At 61.8% G+C, this 17810-nt stretch carries 16 protein-coding genes; 11 read left to right on the top strand and 5 right to left on the bottom strand.

Annotated features, from left to right (window positions below; translation table 11 throughout):
* Nucleotides 1-82 precede the first annotated feature (82 nt).
* The 9 genes from DBIPINDM_RS37035 (at nt 83) to DBIPINDM_RS36995 (ending at nt 9456) form a co-directional block, all read left to right on the top strand.
* Nucleotides 83-913: an aspartyl/asparaginyl beta-hydroxylase domain-containing protein gene (locus DBIPINDM_RS37035; RefSeq protein ID WP_258583905.1), complete on the top strand. Its 831-nt coding sequence runs from the start codon at nt 83-85 to the stop codon at nt 911-913.
* A 194-nt stretch (nt 914-1107) separates the two neighbouring features.
* A complete protein-coding gene (locus DBIPINDM_RS37030; protein ID WP_258583904.1) occupies nt 1108-2073 on the top strand; it encodes a helix-turn-helix domain-containing protein in 966 nt (321 codons plus the stop codon).
* 142 nt (nt 2074-2215) lie between these two features.
* On the top strand, nt 2216-3733 hold the full coding sequence (adh, locus tag DBIPINDM_RS37025; RefSeq protein ID WP_258583902.1) for an aldehyde dehydrogenase: 1518 nt from the start codon (nt 2216-2218) through the stop codon (nt 3731-3733).
* Between the two features lie 67 nt (nt 3734-3800).
* A complete protein-coding gene (locus tag DBIPINDM_RS37020) occupies nt 3801-4202 on the top strand; it encodes a DUF779 domain-containing protein (protein WP_416361801.1) in 402 nt (133 codons plus the stop codon).
* 41 nt (nt 4203-4243) lie between these two features.
* Entirely contained in the window at nt 4244-4618 is a 375-nt protein-coding gene (gene crcB, locus DBIPINDM_RS37015; protein ID WP_258583901.1) for a fluoride efflux transporter CrcB, read from the top strand.
* A gap of 61 nt (nt 4619-4679) precedes the next feature.
* Entirely contained in the window at nt 4680-5660 is a 981-nt protein-coding gene (locus tag DBIPINDM_RS37010) for an RluA family pseudouridine synthase (protein ID WP_258583900.1), read from the top strand.
* Between the two features lie 47 nt (nt 5661-5707).
* Nucleotides 5708-6580, top strand: a complete 873-nt coding sequence (locus tag DBIPINDM_RS37005; protein ID WP_258589432.1) for a DMT family transporter — start codon at nt 5708-5710, stop codon at nt 6578-6580.
* Between the two features lie 12 nt (nt 6581-6592).
* Nucleotides 6593-7384, top strand: a complete 792-nt coding sequence (locus DBIPINDM_RS37000; RefSeq protein WP_258583895.1) for an ATP12 family chaperone protein — start codon at nt 6593-6595, stop codon at nt 7382-7384.
* Nucleotides 7385-7566: 182 nt separating this feature from the next.
* Nucleotides 7567-9456 carry an MFS transporter gene (locus DBIPINDM_RS36995; RefSeq protein WP_258583894.1) on the top strand — a complete coding sequence of 630 codons (1890 nt, stop codon included), beginning with the start codon at nt 7567-7569 and terminating at the stop codon, nt 9454-9456.
* A gap of 80 nt (nt 9457-9536) precedes the next feature.
* On the opposite strand, the gene DBIPINDM_RS36990 is transcribed toward DBIPINDM_RS36995, so the two are convergent.
* Nucleotides 9537-9728 (bottom strand): DUF2735 domain-containing protein, encoded by a 192-nt coding sequence (locus DBIPINDM_RS36990; RefSeq protein ID WP_258583893.1) that lies wholly within the window; start codon nt 9726-9728, stop codon nt 9537-9539.
* Nucleotides 9729-10044: 316 nt separating this feature from the next.
* Here DBIPINDM_RS36990 and DBIPINDM_RS36985 point away from each other — a divergent pair, with 316 nt between their 5' ends.
* Complete coding sequence (locus tag DBIPINDM_RS36985; RefSeq protein WP_095203299.1) at nt 10045-11085, top strand: glutamine synthetase beta-grasp domain-containing protein; 1041 nt, start codon at nt 10045-10047, stop codon at nt 11083-11085.
* Nucleotides 11086-11265: 180 nt separating this feature from the next.
* On the opposite strand, the gene DBIPINDM_RS36980 is transcribed toward DBIPINDM_RS36985, so the two are convergent.
* From DBIPINDM_RS36980 to DBIPINDM_RS36965, 4 genes are all read right to left on the bottom strand, one after another.
* On the bottom strand, nt 11266-12633 hold the full coding sequence (locus DBIPINDM_RS36980) for an IS1182 family transposase (protein ID WP_258581702.1): 1368 nt from the start codon (nt 12631-12633) through the stop codon (nt 11266-11268).
* Between the two features lie 112 nt (nt 12634-12745).
* Complete coding sequence (locus DBIPINDM_RS36975) at nt 12746-14245, bottom strand: hypothetical protein (RefSeq protein WP_258583892.1); 1500 nt, start codon at nt 14243-14245, stop codon at nt 12746-12748.
* A gap of 160 nt (nt 14246-14405) precedes the next feature.
* Entirely contained in the window at nt 14406-15563 is a 1158-nt protein-coding gene (locus tag DBIPINDM_RS36970; RefSeq protein ID WP_258583891.1) for a P1 family peptidase, read from the bottom strand.
* Between the two features lie 32 nt (nt 15564-15595).
* A complete protein-coding gene (locus tag DBIPINDM_RS36965; protein ID WP_258583890.1) occupies nt 15596-16198 on the bottom strand; it encodes a TetR/AcrR family transcriptional regulator in 603 nt (200 codons plus the stop codon).
* A 147-nt stretch (nt 16199-16345) separates the two neighbouring features.
* Here DBIPINDM_RS36965 and DBIPINDM_RS36960 point away from each other — a divergent pair, with 147 nt between their 5' ends.
* Nucleotides 16346-17767, top strand: coding sequence for an APC family permease (locus DBIPINDM_RS36960; RefSeq protein ID WP_258583889.1), 1422 nt, complete (start codon nt 16346-16348; stop codon nt 17765-17767).
* The last annotated feature ends 43 nt before the right edge of the window (nt 17768-17810 follow it).

Genomic DNA, 17810 nt, shown 5'->3' with positions numbered 1-17810 from the left:
TCAAGGCGCACGGCCGGGCGGTGGTCGTTGCCGAGATTTGGCACACTCATTCGCAACAGGATCGCGCTCCGCGCGTGGAAAAATGACAAAAACCCTTCGCAAATCCCTTCGCAAATTCGCCATCGCCGTCCCGCTTCTCGCCCTTGGCTTCTATTTCATCCCGATCCTGACGACGATCTTCATCGTCTGCGGCCTGATCGACGTGCTGCGCAACGACAGGAAGGATCTGTCGCTGTTCTCAGGCTACTTCCTTGGCAACGGCCTGTTCACCTGGCTGCTGTCGCCGTTCAACCTGCTGGTCGACCTGCTCTGCTATAGGAACCCCGGCGTCTGGAAGCTGGAGCAGTTTCCAGAGGATTATCAGCGCGAGGTCAATGAGGTCCTGGACATCTTCAAGGCGCGCAAGGACGAGATCATCGCTGACATCGACGCCAATTTTGGCGCCGGCCGGCGCGGCATGTATGTCTACCAGTGGTATGGCAAGCACAGGATCGACAACGTCGCCGAGTTCAACAAGGATTTCAAATACATCAAGACCATTGCTGTGTCGGTCTTCAGCAAGCGCGAATCGACCTCCTGGCATTTCGGTCCGCTGCGGCTCAGCCTGCGCATCCTCTACAATCTGGTCCCGGTGAAGTCGGAAATCTTCGTCGAATGCGGCAACGTCAAGAACTACTGGTACGACAACCCGCTGTTCATTTTCGACGACACACTGCTGCATCGCTCGGTCAACGAATATGACGGCCGCCGCTACTGCGTGTTCATGGACATTATCAGGCCGTCCCCGGTTCCGCGCCTGATAGCAGGCATGCTCGCTGTCGTGTCAGTCAGCGTCGAACGCATCAATTCGATGTTCTACAAGAACTGGAAGATGATCGGCTCGACCAAGCCGAAGAAGGTCGAAACCACCTGAGCTGAAAGCTTCGCGGCGCTGCCGGCCTCGCTGGCAGCGTTCTGGCGAGCTTTTAGCGATCGGCCACCTCCCGTAATTGCTGTTGGACCATTGTCTTATAGCGCCAGCAGCCGCTGGTCCTTTACATCTGATGCAGCGGATATATCTGAACGGATATAACGCTGCTTGAGTTGGAAGCGCCTTGGGAGGATGAGGTGAGCGGACAGCCGGCCCATCATGCCGATATCGTCCAGGCGGCCATTGCCACCAGCGATGCCGCCCGATCGGCGTTGGTTGCCTCCTGGAGACGCTCGCTCACGGTGCATGGACTGGATCCTGGCCAACGACAGGCGCCTCGACGGCTGACCGAAGGCGAGTTCAGGCAGGCGCGGCAGCGGGTCGAGCAGCTGCTGCGGGCTGCGGATGCGAGCCTTGATCGTCTCTATCTAGCGGTCGGCGGCATTGGCTGTTGCGCCCTGCTGGCCGATCGCGACGGTATCCCTGTCGAACGCCGTGGGGCTTCCGCCGATGACGAGACCTTCGACGAATGGGGCCTGTGGACCGGGACAGTATGGAGTGAGGACTCCGAGGGCACCAACGGCATCGGCACATGCCTGGCCGACCAGCGCGCGCTGACCATTCATCGTGACCAGCACTTCTTTTCGAGCAACACGCTGCTGAGCTGCACCACGGCGCCGATTTACGACCACGAGGGCAATCTGGCTGCCGCGCTCGATGTCTCGTCGTGCCGGTCGGATCTGACCGAAGGCTTTGTCGGCCTGATCGCCATGGCGGTCGGTGATGCTGCCCGCCGCATCGAGGCCGAGAATTTTCGCCTGTCTTTTCCCAATGCCCGCATTCTGCTTGCCTCGGCGGCCGAGCGCGGCGCCGGCGCGCTCATCGCCGTTGACGGTGATGATCTGGTCGTCGGTGCGACACGCTCGGCGCGGCAGACCCTCGGCATCACGCAACAGGCGCTCGCCAGGGGGTTGCCCGCCGCCGACATCCTCGGCGACGTTGCCAAGGCGGCGGAGGAACTCGACGAAGCGGAGCGCGGAGTGATCCAGCGGGCGATCGCGCGCGCCGATGGCAACGTCTCTGCCGCTGCGCACAATCTCGGCATTTCCCGGGCCACTCTGCATCGCAAGCTCGCCCGCTTCGGCATCCGTCGGCCACATTGAGGTTTCGGCGCCGAACCTGTCGCAATCTTGCGACAGTCGGCCTGGTGTGGATGATTTGCCCGGGCTGACAAAGCCCGATGGCATCCTCACTCTCCCTGGCAGCGCGGTACATCCCGTACCGCTGTTTCCTGGGAGGAAGACAATGAACAAGGTGGAATTTTCACGCACGGCCAAGGTCCCCTTCGCCAAGCGCTACGACAACTACATCGGCGGCAAATGGGTGGCGCCGCATTCAGGAAGGTATTTCGACAACATCTCACCGGTCAACGGGAAGCCGCTCGGCGAAATCGCCCGTTCGGATGCAAACGACATTGAGGCGGCACTCGACGCCGCGCACAAGGCCAAGGACGCCTGGGGCAGGACCAGTGCCGCCGCCCGTGCGCTGATCCTCAACCGCATCGCCGATCGCATGGAGGACAATCTCGATCTCCTGGCGCTCGCTGAAACCTGGGACAACGGCAAGCCGATCCGCGAGACGACCGCCGCCGACCTGCCACTGGCCATCGACCGTTTCCGCTATTTCGCCGGAGCCGTACGCGCCCAGGAAGGCGGCATCTCCGAGATCGACCATGACACCGTCGCCTATCATTTCCATGAGCCGCTTGGCGTCGTCGGCCAGATCATTCCCTGGAATTTTCCGCTGCTGATGGCGGTTTGGAAACTGGCGCCAGCCCTTGCCGCCGGCAACTGCGTGGTGCTGAAGCCGGCCGAACAGACACCCGCCACCATCATGCTGTGGGCGGACCTGATCGGCGACCTGTTGCCGGACGGTGTGCTCAACATTGTCAACGGCTTTGGCCTCGAAGCCGGCAAGCCGCTCGCTTCGTCGAACCGCATCGCCAAGATCGCCTTCACCGGCGAAACCACGACCGGTCGGCTGATCTCGCAATATGCCAGCCAGAACCTCATCCCGGTGACGCTCGAACTCGGCGGCAAGTCGCCCAACATCTTCTTCCAGGACGTGACAGCGGAGGATGATGACTTCTTCGACAAGGCGATCGAAGGCTTCGTCATGTTCGCGCTCAACCAGGGCGAGGTCTGCACCTGCCCCAGCCGGGCGCTGGTGCATGAGAAGATCTACGACAAGTTCATGGAAAAGGCGCTGAAGCGCGTCGAGGCGATCGTCCAGGGTGATCCGCTCGACCCGGCAACTATGATCGGTGCACAAGCATCGAGCGAACAGCTGGAGAAGATCCTGAGCTACTTCGACATCGGCAAGCAGGAAGGCGCCGAGGTGCTGATCGGTGGCGAGCAGAACCATCTGCCGGGCGATCTGGCCGGCGGCTACTACGTCAAGCCGACCGTGTTCAAGGGCCACAACAAGATGCGCGTCTTCCAGGAGGAGATTTTCGGGCCGGTGGTCTCGGTGACGACCTTCAAGGATGACGACGAGGCGCTGTCGATCGCCAACGACACGCTCTATGGCCTCGGCGCCGGCATCTGGAGCCGCGACGCGAACCGCTGCTACCGCTTCGGCCGCGCCATTCAGGCCGGCCGTGTGTGGACCAACTGCTACCACGCCTATCCCGCGCACGCGGCGTTCGGCGGCTACAAGCAGTCCGGCATCGGCCGCGAGAACCACAAGATGATGCTCGACCACTATCAGCAGACCAAGAACATGCTGGTCAGCTACAGCCCGAAGAAGCTTGGCTTCTTCTGATCGCCTCCCGGGGCCGCGCATGATCCTTTCCCGGGATCATGCACCAACCAAGACAGAGGCGTGGCTGATAGGGCCACGCGTCGATCTCTTCGTGATGGAGGATGGCATGCTCGACAAGGTTTCCCTGGGAAAAGTCTCGGCGACGCCTGAGGCTAGAGCCTTCCTGGCTGAAATCATCGCCGACCATGGCCCGGTCCTGTTCCATCAGTCGGGTGGTTGCTGCGACGGCTCCTCGCCGATGTGTTATCCCCAGGGCGATTTCATCGTCGGCGACAACGATGTCATGCTGGGCGAGATTGGCGAGACGCCGGTCTACATCAGCTCTTCGCAGTATGAGGTCTGGAAACACACCGATCTCATCATCGACGTCGTGGCGGGCAGGGGCGGCATGTTCTCGCTCGACAATGGGCGCGAGAGGCGGTTTCTGACGCGTTCAACTGTGTGTGCGATCCCATCGCCCTCGGCGTGAAGGGATTGACGTCACCGGCTCGACAGGGGCAGTAGACGACAATGCTCAATCTGCTTCTCGTGGTCGTCGGCGGCGGCATCGGCGCCGGCATCCGCCATCTCACCAATATGGGCGCGCTGCGCCTCGTCGGCCCCAATTTTCCCTGGGGCACGATGGCGATCAACATTGTCGGCTCCCTTGCCATGGGCCTGTTCATCGCCACCCTGGCACGCCGCGGCGGATCGAACGAAGTCAGGCTGTTTGTCGCCACCGGCATCTTTGGCGGTTTCACCACGTTTTCCGCTTTTTCGCTCGATTTCGCGACACTGTGGGAGCGCGGCGCCACGCTGCCGGCGTTTGGATATGCGCTGGTCAGCGTCATTGGCGCCATTGTCGCCCTGTTTTTGGGTCTTTGGCTCGCAAGAAGCCTGCCTTAGTGCTATTGCCGCGCCAAGCGCAGGCCGAGCCCTGCTTTGGAAACGGACAAGCGAAGAAAAAATGGCAGGCGTTGAACAGATCACGGTGGAGGCCGGCGAGGCGGGCATGCGGCTCGATCGCTGGTTCAAGACCCATTTCCCGGGCCTTGGCTTCGGCCATCTGCAGAAGCTGCTGCGCTCCGGCCAGATCCGCGTCGATGGCGGCCGCGTCAAGGCCGACAGCCGAGTCGAGCCTGGCCAGGTGGTGCGTGTTCCGCCGCTCGAGGTCGACAAGAAGGGCGAGAGCGCGCTGACCGGTCACTCGATCCGCAACCAGGGCGATGCCGACGTCCTGGCAAAAATGCTGATCCACGAGGACCCGAAGGTTTTCGTCTTCAACAAGCCGGCGGGCCTTGCGGTGCAGGGCGGCTCGGGCGTCACCCGCAATGTCGACGACATGCTGGAAGCCTGGCGCAGCCAGAAGGGTGAGAAGCCGCGGCTGGTCCACCGGCTCGACCGCGACACGTCGGGCGTGCTGGTCGTCGCCCGCACGAGACTGGCCGCCATGAAGCTGTCGGAGGCGTTCCGCGCCCGCGAGACTAAGAAAACCTATTGGGCCCTGGTCAAAGGCGTGCCACCCAAGCGCGAGGACAAGATCTCCACCTGGCTGATCAAGGAGCCGACTGAGGACGGCGACCGCGTTCGGGTCGCCGCGCATGGTGAAAAAGGCGCCGACCACGCCGTCTCCTACTACCGCATCATCGAGCAGGCGGCGCAGACCATGACCTGGCTGGAAATGGAGCCCTTTACAGGCCGCACCCACCAGCTTCGTGTTCACGCCGCCTATATCGGCTGCCCGATCATCGGCGACCCGAAATATTTCGAGGCCGATACCAATTGGGATTTCCCCGGTGGCATTCAAAATCGCCTGCATCTGCACGCGCGCCGCATCATCATTCCACACCCGGACAAGGGCGTCATCGACGTCACAGCGCCAATGCCGCCGCATATGCGCCAGAGCTGGAACCTGATCGGCTTCGACGACGCCAGCGCGGAGGATTGAGCTTGAGCGGCGCCACCGACGCGCTCGATCGGCGCGACACAGTCGACATGGCCGCCGCCGCCATCATGGTCGGCCTGACCTTTTCCTGGGGCCTGAACTACGTCGCCGCCAAGATCTCCTACGCCGGCTACGACCCTGTCTTCCTGTCGATCGCACGCTCGATCATCGGCGGCTTCTGCGTCTTCCTCTGGTGCCGCTGGCGCGGCATCGCGCTGTTCACGCGCGATGGCACGTTGCTGGCTGGCATCGCGGTTGGCGTGCTTTTTGGCGTCGAGTTCCTCTGCCTCTATGTCGGCCTGGAGCACACGACCGTTGCCCGCAACACACTGCTGGTCAACTCGATGCCGTTCTGGATGCTGATTGGCGGTCACTTCCTGCTTGGCGAGCAGATCACCATGCGCAAGTTCCTCGGCCTGTTGCTGGCCTTCGCCGGCCTTGCCGCCGTCTTTTCCGACAAGCTTGGCGGCAGCGGGGACATGCTGTTCGGCGACCTGTTGAGCCTGGGTTCCGGGTTCTTCTGGGCTTTGACCAATATCCTCATCAAGCGGTCCAAACTGGTTGAGGCGAGCGCCGAAAAACTGCTGCTCTATCAACTCGCCGGTGCGGCGATCGTCGGCATATTGGTGCTGCCTCTCGCCGGTCCGCCGGTGCGCGATCCCTCCTTGTTGCCGACATTGGCGCTGCTTTTCCAGGCGATCTACATCGTCGCTTTCACCTACGTCCTGTGGTTCTGGCTGCTGCGCCGCTATCCGGCCTCCGGCCTGTCCAGCTTCACCTTCCTGTCGCCGGTTTTCGGCGTTTTGTGCGGTGCGGTCATCTTGAACGAGCCACTGACCATTCGCATCTTCCTGGCACTTGGCTTGATTGCAGCGGGCCTGATCATCGTCAACCGGCCGGCACGCAAGCTGACACCGGTGTGAGAGAGATTTTTCATGCGTGACATCCTCAACGACCTCGAAGCAGGCAAGTATCTTTCCGATCCGGATCCGGTGCGTCGAGCCCAGATTCAGATGAAGACACCGCTGCCCAAGCGCTTCTACAAGGCCGTCTCGGTGGCGCTGACAGAGGGCGGTTTTGCCGTGCATCTCGACGGCAAGCCGGTGCGCACGCCGGGCAAGGCGCTGCTGGCGCTGCCGACCGAGGCGGCTGCAGCGTTGGTTGCCGACGAGTTCGCGGAGCAGGGTGAGACGATCAATCCGGTGACGATGCCGGTGATGCGCCTGGTCAACACCGCCATCGACGGCGTCGCCAGCGATCCGCAGGCAGTGCTGGAAGACATACTGCGGTTTGCCTCATCGGACCTGCTCTGTTACCGCGCCGACGCGCCGCAAGGGCTGGTCGAGCGGCAGAACGACCAGTGGGATCCGGTCATCGATTGGGCGCGCGCTGCACTCGGGGCTCGCTTCAACCTGGCCGAAGGGATCATCCATGTCGAGCAGCCGCGTGAGTCTATCGCCGTTCTGGGCAGTCATCTTGCTCAGCGCGCGGAACCGCTGCGGCTGGCCGCCATCCACGTCATGACCTCTCTGACCGGTTCGGCGCTGCTGGCGCTGGCCGTCGATTTCGGCGAGCTCGACGCGGAGGCCGCCTGGGCCGCCGGCCATGTCGACGAGGACTGGCAGATCGAGCACTGGGGGCAGGACGCCGAAGCAGTCGCCCGCCGCGCCGCCCGTAGGCGCGATATGGTGGCTGCGGTCAGCCTTCTCGAAGCGCTCAAGGCCTGACCGGCCGGTCCCTACCGCACCGCACCTAATACCAAAGTCATAATCCCATCGTCGCTCTGCCGTCGGCGGGCGCTTTCTGTCATTTTTTCCGGGATGCTCGGCATTTCCGAGTCCGCGCTCGGAGGAGAGCGTGGACGTTCGCGCTCAGCATCGAGGACAGGGTCTCACGGGAGGACAACTCAATGGCAATGGCATCGACCGCCGGCGGAACCAGCCGCGGCATGACGCGGGAAGAGAAGAAGGTCATCTTCGCTTCCTCGCTCGGCACCGTTTTCGAATGGTACGATTTCTATCTCTACGGCTCGCTGGCGGCTTTCATCGGCTCGACCTTTTTCAGCCCGACCATTCCCGAGGCAACGCGCAACATTTTCGCGCTGCTGGCCTTTGCCGCAGGCTTCCTGGTGCGTCCGTTCGGCGCGCTGCTGTTCGGTCGCATCGGCGACCTCGTCGGCCGCAAATACACATTCCTGGTCACCATGACGATCATGGGCCTGTCGACCTTCCTGGTCGGTCTGCTGCCCGGCTATGCAACCTTGGGCATCGCGGCTCCCGCGATCCTGATCATCCTGCGCATGCTGCAGGGCTTGGCGCTGGGCGGCGAATATGGCGGTGCGGCGACCTATGTCGCCGAGCACGCGCCCGACGATCGCCGCGGCTTCTACACCTCCTGGATCCAGACGACGGCAACCCTCGGCCTGTTCCTGTCGCTGATCGTCATCCTGATCGTGCAGGGATCGCTGAGCAAGGAGACCTACGCCAACTGGGGCTGGCGCATTCCTTTCATCGTCTCTTTCCTGCTGCTCGCTGTTTCGATCTGGATCCGGTTGTCTCTCTCGGAGTCCCCGACCTTCCTGAAGATGAAGGACGAAGGGAAGGGCTCCAAGGCGCCGCTCTCGGAAGCCTTTGGTCAGTGGAAGAACGCCAAGATCGCCCTGCTGGCATTGCTCGGCCTCACCGCCGGTCAGGCCGTCGTCTGGTACAATGGCCAGTTCTACGCATTGTTCTTCCTGCAGAACGTGCTGAAGGTCGACGCGCAGTCGGTCAACATCATGATCGCCATCGCGCTGGCGTTTGGCTCGATCTTCTTCGTCGTCTTCGGCTGGCTCTCCGACAAGATCGGCCGCAAGCCGATCATCATGGCTGGCCTCGCGCTTGCCATTGTCTGCACCTTCCCGCTGTTCAAGGCGCTGACCTGGGCGGCCAACCCGGCACTCGCCAAGGCACAGCAGAACACACGGGCAACTGTGACGGCAGCCCCTGGCGACTGCAGGTTCCAGTTCAATCCGGTCGGTACGGCGAAGTTCACGACGTCCTGCGACATCGCGACTTCATTCCTGACCAAGAACTCCGTTCCGTACGACGTGTTGTCGACGGCTGCGGCCGGGACGGCTGCGTCGGTCAAGATCGGTACAGAGACGGTGGCATCTTACGATGCTGTCGCCGCCGGTGATCAGGCCAAGGCCAAGGACGCGGCCTTCGTCAAGGCCGTCAACATGTCCCTGCAAGACGGTGGTTATCCGTTGAAGCGCGCGGCGATCAAGGTTGCCGACCAGAAACTCGATGCCTTCATCGCAGCCAATCCTGAACTCAAGCTCGACGCAGCCGCTATCCGCGGCGGCGAAAAGGCAGCGGTGCCGACCGACCAAGCGGTCAAGGACAAGCTGTTGACCAGCGATGAGGCGGCGGGCGCGCCCGAGGTCACTGTCTACAACATTCCGGGCGGCGGCGCCTTTGCCATGTTCGCCGATCCGGCCGCGGTGAACTGGCCGATGACAATCGGCATCCTGTTCATTCTGGTACTGTTCGTGACCATGGTTTACGGCCCGATCGCCGCGATCCTGGTCGAGATGTTCCCGACCCGCATTCGCTACACCGGCATGTCGCTGCCCTATCACATAGGCAATGGCTGGTTCGGCGGCCTGCTGCCCGCGACCGTGTTCGCGCTCAGCGCCTACAAGGGCGACATCTATTACGGTCTCTGGTATCCGGTGGTGATCGCGGCAATGTCACTGATCATCGGCATGATCTTTGTCAGGGATACGCTCGGAACCAACCTGCAGGCCAAGGAGTAGCCGACGGATCATCGGCCAACAGAAAGCCCGGCGTGAGCAATCACGCCGGGCTTTTCGTGTCTGAGGCCTGAAGAAGCGGATCAGCTCTTGCGCTGATTTTCTTCCTCGACGGCCGCTTCGTGGTACCAGCCGTCAAAATCAGCGTGCGTGTTGCGCAACGAGGCGAGCTCTGCCGCGAATTTCGCCTTCACGCCTAAATTTGAGGCAGAATTGCGCGCTGCCAGAGGGAACATCAGAATTTTTGCCGACGGACGGGAGTGGACGACTTCCATGAGCGGTCTCCTTTCTTCTTCAGGAGCTTTTCGATTCAGCTTTCCCAGAAGATAGGTCCTGCGATTCCTTTAGGCAATATGCCTACGAAAAGATCATTAAATGCCTAATATTTATGCATGATATGCGTTTGACTGATCTCGACCCAATGATGAGGCGGCTCAACAGATCTAACGCAATATCGCGGCCATTTTGCCGCACCCATCGACGCCGGAGTGGCACACGAATTGCATTTTATCAATCGGCAGCGCCGGCTGCCGACGGCAGACGCATGTCGACCCCGTCTGGTGTTCGGTGATCAAGCAACGAGAGGCTAGAATGACGAAATACAAGCTCGAGTACATTTGGCTCGATGGATACACCCCGGTCCCCAACCTTCGCGGCAAGACGCAGGTCAAGGAATTCGCCGAATTCCCGACGCTCGAAGAGCTGCCGCTGTGGGGCTTCGATGGTTCCTCGACGATGCAGGCCGAGGGCCACAGCTCCGACTGCGTACTGAAGCCGGTCGCGGTGTATCCGGACCCGACCCGCACCAATGGCGTGCTGGTCATGTGCGAAGTCATGATGCCCGACGGCGTCACGCCGCACGCTTCCAACAAGCGCGCCACCATCCTCGATGACGAGGGTGCCTGGTTCGGCTTCGAGCAGGAGTATTTCTTCTACAAGGACGGCCGCCCGCTCGGCTTCCCGGAGAGCGGCTATCCCGCGCCGCAGGGCCCGTACTACACCGGCGTCGGCTACAAGAACGTCGGCGATGTCGCGCGCCAGATCGTCGAAGATCATCTCGACCTTTGCCTCGCTGCAGGCATCAACCATGAAGGCATCAACGCCGAAGTGGCCAAGGGCCAGTGGGAATTCCAGATCTTTGGCAAGGGCTCCAAGAAGGCCGCCGACCAGATGTGGATCGCCCGCTATCTGCTTCTGCGCCTCACTGAAAAATACCGCATCGACATCGAGTTCCACTGCAAGCCGCTCGGCGATACCGATTGGAACGGCTCGGGCATGCATGCCAACTTCTCGACCGCCTATATGCGCGAGGTCGGCGGCAAGGCGTATTTCGAATCGCTGATGGCGCAGTTCGACAAGAACCTGATGGACCACATCGCCGTCTACGGGCCGGACAACGACAAGCGTCTGACCGGCAAGCACGAGACCGCGCCATGGAACAAGTTCAGCTACGGCATCGCCGACCGTGGTGCCTCGATCCGTGTGCCGCACTCCTTCATCAAGAATGACTACAAGGGTTATCTGGAAGATCGCCGCCCGAACTCGCAAGGCGACCCCTACCAGATCGCCTCCCAGATCCTGAAGACCATCTCGGAAGTTGCGACCGACGCGAAGGTCTCGGCTGCCGCTTAGTCATTCGTCGGATGTGGGGCTGACGGCCCCATGCCATCTGACAACCGAACAAGAACCTCGGCGAAAGCCGGGGTTCTTCAGACCGCTGACAAACCCCGTCGATTTTCGGCGGGGTTTTTCTTATGGGGTTGGTGGGTCAGGATTTTCGGCCGTCAGCAGCGTTTGTCAGGGTTGCCTGCCTCATGCGAGGCGGGGTTTTGGCCTTGGGCTGAGGGCCAGGGCGATCTTCTTCATGTTCTGGGCTGCGGCGGCGATCAGACACTGGCAGGCTACCCTGGTGAGACTTCGGAACCGGGCATAGCGGTGGCCGTGCAGTTGCTTGGCGTCGGCGAAGGAGCGCTCGACAGTTTCCTTGCGGCGGCGGTAGACGGCCTTGCCCCACGCCGTCAGCCGGTTGGCGTCGGTGCGTTCCTTGGCATCGGCCCAGACGTGGCGGATGATGGTGCGCTGGGCCTTGGCATTGGTGGTGCAGGAAGCGAGCAGTGGACAGTCGCGGCAGATAGCGGGGGCGCTCTTGTAATGGCGGTAGCCATTGCGGTCGGTGGTCGCGTAGGCCAACAACTGGCCCTGTGGGCAGCGATAGCCATCGGTCTCGGGCTCATGGGTGAAGGATGACGGTCCCATCATGCCAGGCTTGGGCGGTGTTGGGCGGCGATAGCCGGTGACGCCGCGTATTGCGCGATCCTCCAGCCCTTTGGCGATGCCGGCCGTGGCATAGCCGGCGTCCAGCCCGACAGCGCCGACATCAAAGCCGAAGCGCTCCACCTGGCGGTCGAGCCGCGACAGGTAGACCGTAGAATCGTGGACGATCGCTGTCGTGTGCGTGTCGGTGATGATGGCGTGGGCCGCATCCACCGTGCGGTGGTCGAGATAGAAGAAGCCCTTCGGTTTGCCCTCGCGCACCATGTAGCCGCTGTCGGGATCGGTGCGCGATACCTTCGTCTCCTTCACCGCGGGCTGGCGTTGCTTCTCCTTCAGCGGCTTCTGGCCGTGCAGCCCTCGTTCGGCGTCGATCGCACGATCGAGGTCGGCCCAATAGTCGGCCCGCGACTTGGCGATCATGGCAAGATCGTATTTGCCCTTGTTGGCGTTGGCCTTCAGATGGGTGGAGTCGGTGTAAAGCACCGTGCCATCGACAAGGCCCGCTCGGATCGCCTGCTCGACGATACGGTCGAAGATCGCCTGCGACACGCTGGTGTCGTCGTAGCGTCGACGCCGGTTCTGCGACAGCGTCGAGGCGTCGAACACCTTGTCCGTCAGTTTCAGCCGCAAAAACCAACGATAGGCGACATTGACCTCGATCTCGCGCACCAACTGCCGTTCCGAGCGAACTCCAAACAGGTAGCCGATGAACAGCGCCTTGAACATCAAGGTCGGATCGAGCGGCGGCCGGCCATTGTCCGGGCAATAGAGTGGCGCCGTCAGATCGTGGATGAAGGAGAAATCGATCACACGGTCGATCTTGCGCAACAGGTGATCAGCCGGAACCAGCTGATCCAGCGTTACCATCTCAAGCGCGGTCTGTTCAGGGGCGGGTCGCTTCAACATGACCCAGTGAATCAAAAACCCCCGGCAAATGCCAGGGGTTTGTCAGCAGTCTGAAGAACCTCGGCGAAAGCCGGGGTTCTTTTTTGCCGTAGGTCTGGTGAGCGCCGTTTACCTATTGAACTGCCGCCAGCGCGGCATCCACATCGTTGCAGAAATCCAGACACCATTTTCTGGCATAGTCCTGATCGATCCCCACCAGGCTCGCCTGCTCAAGCGTGCTCCTTGCCTTGGGGAGATTTCCACTGCGAAGGTAGCGGCCGGACTTCAGGAGCAGCGCAAGTGAAAGAGTTTGCCGCGCGCTCTCGTAAGGCGTCAGCGAAAGCGCCTTTCCCGCGTACTCGATAGCGCCGTCGGCGTCAGCAAAGCGCATCAGCAAAAACTGCGCATAGTTCGCGTTCAGGTTTGGCGCCGTTGGCGCCATTTCCAATTGCCGCAGGTAGTAACGCCTCGCAGTGTCTCCAGTGCCGACACGCCCATCGGCCCTTGCAATCAATTCGTCATCCTGCAGGCCTGCTTCCTTGTAGAGAGCGATCAACTCCCAGAATTTTCCTTGAGCGTAGAGTTGTGTGCCTTTTTTGGGCGCCACCAATTGCACAGGATATTTTCTGCTTTCGCCCTCCGCGATCAATCGTTGGATCTCGGGGGAATCGTCGAGGCTTGCGGCGATATCGAAACGAAGGCTCCAGGCCATTTGGGCGACATCCGGATCATCCCGGATTTGGTCCAGTATCTTGAGTGCGGCTTTCGCGTAGTCCGGCTGGTATCGGAACGTTCCAGCGTAGAAATACAGGTATCCAGATGCCAGGTTCCAGCGCGCCATCTGAAGCTGAAATTCCGGCGTTGGCTCCGACGAAGCCAGGACGCGCTGCGTGACTTGCGCGAGCGTTTGCAGAAGTCCCGGCTGAAACCTGTACTGATCCAGTGCCTTTGCCATGACCGTGGTCAAAGTCGAAGCATCTGCGTCGATTTTGTAGATCTGGTCCGCGAGCAGATCGGCGGATTTGTCATCCGGGATGCCGCCGTTGCTTGCGATTGTCACGACAGCCTCGGCGATTGCCAATGGTTGCCCTTTCGCTTTGGCAAGGCCAGCCCCGGCGGATATCACTGCCTTGTTGGGATCACCGGTTCGGTCGAACAAAAGTGCTGAGGTCAGATCAACCCAGGGATCCTTGGCATCGAGTTCAGCTGCCTTGCCGAGTTGAAGCCTGGCGCTGGCCGGGTCGCCCGAGAGAATGAAGGCGCGAGCACCCAGAATGTAGGATTTGGCATAGGTCGGCTCGAGTTTTTGCAGCTCCAGAACAATCGGAGTGAATGATTTGGCTCCGATGATCATGCCGAGGCCGTCCGAAACCCATAGCCATTTGGCGCGGGCTGCCTCCACTTGAATGGGGACAAAGCCGGGGTGGGCGGCGCTGAAATTCTGGATGTCCGCCTGAACCTTCGCGACTTGCGCGGGATCGCTGCGCCAATTGTCGAGGGCGCTCACGATATTGTCGAATGCGGCTTTGTCGGTTTGGCTAAGCTGTTGGAGGCTGCCGCCAAACGTGCTGGAAGACTCCCCCATCACGAACAAGGCGACCAGTAGCGCGGCAATAACTCGCCTGGCGATCATCGGGTAATGCTCCATCTTCGCACCCGAGGATAGATGGATAGATTTATGACCGGGTGAATCCGGTCATGAAAATTGAAGAGATGACTGCGAGAGCTTTGTCGTCGGGCGGCAGCTTGCTGGTGCCGCCCCGGATTATAGCGTGCAAAGGATCAGTCGGCGATCACGTCGCGCGCACCTTCAGTGCGGCGACGACCTTGGCATGGGGCAAAGCCGGCGTACGGTTGCCGTCGCGACCGATCATGTCACTGTTGGCGACGAGCGCGTTGAGCACTGCCTCCTCGGTTGCCTGCACGACGGCAGCATAGAAATCGTCCATGCGACCCCACGGGATGAAATCCATGCGGCTGTAGCTCTCTTCGCTGGCAGGGCCTTTGGGAAAGCGGCCGTTGAGCGCATCGCGGTTGGCGGTCGAGAAGCCGAGGAAAATATCGCCGGAGAAATGCGAGCCCGTAGTGCCGGTCCGCGCCAGGCCGAGCGGTACACGCCGGGCCAGCGCCTTGCATTGGCCAGGCAAGAGCGGGGCGTCGGTGGCGATGATGCCGATGCAGGAGCCGGCGCCCGTCGGGCCACCCCGGAAGTACGTTTCCATCGGGTTGTCGTCTGCCAGCCGATCACCAAGCGGTACGCCGGCGATGGTGAGTTCGCGGCGCGAACCGAAATTGGCCTGCAGGAAGACGCCGACCGTGTAGGAACGATGGCCGTAATCGACGATCCGCGAGGCCGTGCCCGAGCCGCCCTTGAAGGCATAGCAATTCATGCCCGTGCCGCCGCCGACCGAGCCTTCCTCGATGCGCCCGCTTGCTGCGTTGTCAATCGCGGCCATCGCGTGATCGACTGTGACATGCGAGCCGTTGATGTCGTTGAGATAGCCGTCCCAGGTCTCGGCCACCACCGGCAGCAGCCACTGGCTCGCGACACTGGGCTTGTGGCGCGCCACCCAATCGATGACGCCGCGATGGCAGGGGCCGATCGCATGGGTGTTGGTTATCAGGATCGGCAGGCTGATGCTGCCGGCTTCCTCGATCCACGATGCGCCGGTCATCTCGCCATTGCCGTTGAAGGAGTGGTAGCCGGCGGCGCAGGCGACGCCGACGCCTTCATGGCCGAATGGCAGGATGGCCGTCACGCCGGTGCGCACCGGTCCTTGTCCGCGGTCGAGCTCGCCTTCGCCCTTGATGATCGTGGAATAACCGACCAGGACGCCGTCGACATCGGTGATGGCATTGGCGGGACCGGGCGTGCCTTGCAAGGGAATGGCGAGCGCGCGGGCTCGCGCCTTACCGGCTGGCGTGGTGATTTGGGTGGGCAGTTGGTCCATGCTTGGGTTTCGCTCCGTTGATGTAAGCGGGCTCAGCGAAGGCCGCAGCCGGTCGCAAGCTCGGCATAGCTTGTCAGGATTGCCAAGGCCGAAGATTGATCGACCGCGGGCACAACGTTGACGAGATGCAGCCCCAGTCCATCCTCGAGCACCACCAGGCTGCGCGCGATCGTCTCGCTGGTCGCCTGCAGCTTGAAGATGCCGGTGGCCGCGCCCGCTTCCAGGATGCCGACATAGATCGACACCTGCCGCTCGAACAAGGTGATATGGCGGGCCGCATAGCTCGCTTCAGAGCGCGAATAGGCGCCGAGCTCGAGCAGCAGCCGGCAGAGTTGGTCGTCCGCATCGGTCGGCAGCCCGCTTTCGATCATCGTTTTCAGCCGCAGCCGCGGATCGGCGATCTCGGCGACCGAAGCTGCGCGTATCGTGCAGAACCGCTCGACGGCCTTGCGCTGCACATCATCCAGCAGGTCCTTCAGGCCGGGATAGTAGTAGAGCAGGGCGCTCGAACTCATCCCCGCTTCATTGGCGACGTCGCGCAGGGTGACGCCGGCAAGGCCGCGCTTGGCGATCATCGATTCTGCCGCCGCGACCAGAGTGAGGCGGCGATCGGTCTGGGTTTTGGGTCGTCCCATTTCTGTTTCCTGAATTTGATTCAATTAAAAACTGACATGTGAAATTTTTCAAGCACCAATGCACCATATTTGTTGACGATATCTGACTCGATCGATAGGTTCCGCGTCGGAGGATAATTTTTATCTGATTAAAAAAATGGGAGGACGATGTCTACAAACGAAGCAACAACAGGGGCGGTCGACAAGGCTGCGCCAACCGCCAAGGGACTGGACCGGGCGCTCAATGCACTGGGCACGCTGATGATCGTGCTGTCGGCCGTGACGCCGGCATCCTCGGTGTTCATCATCGTGCCGGGCGTCATTGCGCTCGCCGGCACCGGCTCATTTCTCAGTTTCGTCATTGCCGCGGTGATCGGGCTGTTCATGGCCTTCGTCTACGCCGAACTGTCGTCGGCCTATCCGATGGCCGGCGGCGAATACACCATGATCGGCCGCACGCTCGGCCGCTTCTGGGGCTTTGTCACGCTGGTGCTGGTGTTCGTCTCGATCGTGCTGATCGTCGCCGTCATCGCGCTCGGCGTCGGCACCTATCTCGGTGTGCTCATTCCCAACCTCAGCCCGCAATGGGTCGGCGTGGTGACGATCGCGCTGGCCGGCACGGTCGCGGCAATGCGCATCAAGCTCAACGCCTTCGTCACCGGCATCTTCCTCGGCATCGAGATGCTGGCGCTGCTGATCCTGACCGGTCTCGGCTTCGCCCACGTCGAGCGGCCGCTGTCGAGCCTGTTCACGTCGCCGCAATTGCTCGATGCCACCAACACGCTGGTGCCGGCGTCGGCCGGGATCATCCTTGCGGCCACCGCTGTCTCGCTCTTTGCCTATAATGGCTATGGCGCGGCCGCCTATTTCGGCGAGGAGACACAGGACGCCAAACGCAACATCGGCAAGGTCGTGGTGTGGGCGCTGTTGATCACGGTCGCCGCGGAGCTCATTCCGCTGACCGCCGTGCTGCTGGGGTCGCCCGATCTGGCGGGACTGCTCGCAGCTCCCCAGAAAATAGAATATTTCCTCGAGGCGCGCGGCGGCCATGCGCTGACGGTGCTGATCAGCCTCGCCATCGCGGTTGCGATCTTCAACGCGGTGATCGCCATCATCCTGCAGGCGGCGCGGCTGCTGTTCAGCTCCGGCCGCGACAAGACCTGGTTCGGTCCGATCAACGCCGCGGTCGCCTCCGTCCATGGCAGCTACGCGTCGCCGTGGATCGCCACCATCGTCGTGTCGGTGCTGGCGGCGGTCGCCTGCTTCATCGACATCAACCTGCTGCTGGTGGTCAGCGGCACCTCGCTGGTGGTGATCTACGCGCTTCTCTGCGTGGCGGCGTTTGCCGGGCGCCGCAACGGCACCACGGCTGGCGGACACTACCGCATGCCCTTGTTTCCGGTGCCGGCCATCCTTGCCTTCGTGGCGCTGGTCTATGTCGCCTATCAGAACCTGCTCGACGCCGCCTTCGGGCGCCCGAGCCTGATCGCGACGCTGCTGATCATGGTCGTGGCGGCCATCTACTATGTGCTGGTGCTGGCCAGGCGGACGGACTGGAACCTGCACGGCCCCGACGAACTTGCCGGATAGGCGTCACCCTCCGATGCTTGTCCGTGCGAGAACCCCGGCTTTG

The sequence above is a fragment of the Mesorhizobium sp. AR02 genome (genome assembly GCF_024746835.1).
Taxonomy (GTDB): Bacteria; Pseudomonadota; Alphaproteobacteria; order Rhizobiales; family Rhizobiaceae; genus Mesorhizobium.
The sequence above is the reverse complement of the archived record's forward strand: the minus strand, read 5'-3'. Positions and strand labels throughout refer to the sequence as shown.

What these genes read in the sequence shown, in the direction of transcription:
- DBIPINDM_RS36965 (WP_258583890.1), bottom strand. Translation starts at nt 16,198, where the DNA reads ATGGGACGACCCAAAACCCAGACCGATCGCCGCCTCACTCTGGTCGCG.
- DBIPINDM_RS37035 (WP_258583905.1), top strand. Translation starts at nt 83, where the DNA reads ATGACAAAAACCCTTCGCAAATCCCTTCGCAAATTCGCCATCGCCGTC.
- DBIPINDM_RS36980 (WP_258581702.1), bottom strand. Translation starts at nt 12,633, where the DNA reads ATGTTGAAGCGACCCGCCCCTGAACAGACCGCGCTTGAGATGGTAACG.
- DBIPINDM_RS37000 (WP_258583895.1), top strand. Translation starts at nt 6,593, where the DNA reads ATGCGTGACATCCTCAACGACCTCGAAGCAGGCAAGTATCTTTCCGAT.
- DBIPINDM_RS37010 (WP_258583900.1), top strand. Translation starts at nt 4,680, where the DNA reads ATGGCAGGCGTTGAACAGATCACGGTGGAGGCCGGCGAGGCGGGCATG.
- crcB (WP_258583901.1), top strand. Translation starts at nt 4,244, where the DNA reads ATGCTCAATCTGCTTCTCGTGGTCGTCGGCGGCGGCATCGGCGCCGGC.
- DBIPINDM_RS36970 (WP_258583891.1), bottom strand. Translation starts at nt 15,563, where the DNA reads ATGGACCAACTGCCCACCCAAATCACCACGCCAGCCGGTAAGGCGCGA.
- adh (WP_258583902.1), top strand. Translation starts at nt 2,216, where the DNA reads ATGAACAAGGTGGAATTTTCACGCACGGCCAAGGTCCCCTTCGCCAAG.
- DBIPINDM_RS36960 (WP_258583889.1), top strand. Translation starts at nt 16,346, where the DNA reads ATGTCTACAAACGAAGCAACAACAGGGGCGGTCGACAAGGCTGCGCCA.
- DBIPINDM_RS36990 (WP_258583893.1), bottom strand. Translation starts at nt 9,728, where the DNA reads ATGGAAGTCGTCCACTCCCGTCCGTCGGCAAAAATTCTGATGTTCCCT.
- DBIPINDM_RS36975 (WP_258583892.1), bottom strand. Translation starts at nt 14,245, where the DNA reads ATGATCGCCAGGCGAGTTATTGCCGCGCTACTGGTCGCCTTGTTCGTG.
- DBIPINDM_RS36995 (WP_258583894.1), top strand. Translation starts at nt 7,567, where the DNA reads ATGGCAATGGCATCGACCGCCGGCGGAACCAGCCGCGGCATGACGCGG.
- DBIPINDM_RS36985 (WP_095203299.1), top strand. Translation starts at nt 10,045, where the DNA reads ATGACGAAATACAAGCTCGAGTACATTTGGCTCGATGGATACACCCCG.
- DBIPINDM_RS37005 (WP_258589432.1), top strand. Translation starts at nt 5,708, where the DNA reads ATGGCCGCCGCCGCCATCATGGTCGGCCTGACCTTTTCCTGGGGCCTG.